The sequence below is a fragment of the Streptomyces sp. SID5785 genome (genome assembly GCF_009870065.1).
Lineage (GTDB): Bacteria > Actinomycetota > Actinomycetes > Streptomycetales > Streptomycetaceae > Streptomyces.
Genome location: NZ_WWIA01001080.1, coordinates 1 through 1,451 on the forward strand (window position 1 = coordinate 1; position 1,451 = coordinate 1,451).

The window sequence follows — 1,451 nt, forward strand, 5'->3', positions numbered from 1 at the left end:
GCTCGTCGTGCGCGCCGAGGTCGCCCTCGCCGCGCCCGGCGACGCGGACGCCGGACAGCTGCGCGCCTGGGCCCACGGCCTGCGCGGCGCCGGAGCCGTGCCGCGCCCCGAGCGCATCGCCGCCATGGACGACGAACTGCTCGGCGTCGAGGCCGAGACCGCCGCGGGCGCGCCGTCGCTGTGGCGGCGGATCGGGCCCGGCTCCCCGCTCCTGCCCGTCGGTCTGCGCACCTTCGTGGGCTGCGCGCTCGCCGGGTACGCGTCGCTCGCGCTCGGGATCGGCCGCCCCTACTGGGCCCTGGTCACCGCGGCCTCCCTCTACCAGGCCAACGTCACCCTGACCTGGAAGCGCGGGGTGCAGCGGGTCGTGGGCAACGTCGGCGGCGTACTCGTCTTCGCCCTGATCGCCCCGCTCGCACACGCGAGCCAGGCGGCACTCGTCCTGTGCTGTCTCGCCTTCAGCTTCGGGGCCGAGGCCCTCATCACCCGCAACTACTGGCTCGGCAGCCTGTCCGTGACACCGATGGCGCTGCTCGTCACCGAGCTCGTCCGCCTCCAGGGCACCGGCGAGCTGATCACCGAGCGGATCGTCGACACGCTGGTGGGGGCACTGCTCGGCATCGTCGCCGCCCTCGTCGTCACCAACCGGCGGGCCGGCGACCACATCGAGGAGGCCCTGGGCCGTGTCGAGGAGGCCCGCGCCGCCGCCGACCGTACGCTGGCGCTCGGCGCGCCAGGACCGGCCGCTCTGGAGACCGCGCGGCGCACCCTGGCCGCGACCCTGGTCGAGCTGCGCGCCGCGGCCGACACCGCGGCCGGAGAATGGTGGCAGCGCGCCCTGCCGGAGGAGCGGGTGCTCGCGGCCGAGCAGGACGGGCATCGTACGCTCGCTGCGGTCGTCCGGCGTGCGGCCGGGCGCGGGTCCGAGGCGGAAGGTGTGGGCAGGCGAGGATGAGTGTGCAGCGTGGCGCGGACGGGGGCCCTTCGGACACCGTGTCGGCGGTGGTGCGGCAGTGGCGGGCCGTGCGCCCCGACGTCGACACCGCCCCCATGGAGATCATCGGGCGGATCAACCGGTGTGCCGCGCTGCTCCAGCAGGCGGAGGACGCGCCGCTGCGGGACGCCGGACTGACCCGGGCCGAGTTCGACCTGCTGGGGACGCTGCGGCGCACCGGCCGCGAGCTGACACCGGGCGACCTGGCCCGCGAGACCTTCTCGTCCGGCGCCGCCGTCACCAAGCGCCTCAAGCAGCTGCAGGAACGCGGGCTCGTGGCGCGCCGCGGCGACACCCGGGACCGCCGCGTCTCCCATCTGCGCCTCACCGACGCGGGGCGGGACCTGGTGGACGCCGTCCTGCCGCGCCAGCTCGCCTACGAGGCGTCCGTCCTGAGCGGCATCGACGGCGGCAAGGACGCCGAACTGGCAGCCCTGCTCGGTGATCTGCTCCTCCA

The 1,451-nt window shown here is 75.7% G+C and carries 2 protein-coding genes; both read left to right on the forward strand.

The window, feature by feature from the left end; genetic code table 11:
• Nucleotides 1-955 (forward strand): FUSC family protein (locus tag GTW43_RS34950; protein ID WP_161305992.1); only part of this gene is annotated, 955 nt, incomplete at its 5' end.
• Nucleotides 952-1,451 (forward strand): MarR family transcriptional regulator (locus GTW43_RS34955; protein ID WP_161305993.1); only part of this gene is annotated, 500 nt, incomplete at its 3' end. The genes GTW43_RS34950 and GTW43_RS34955, both read left to right, overlap by 4 nt.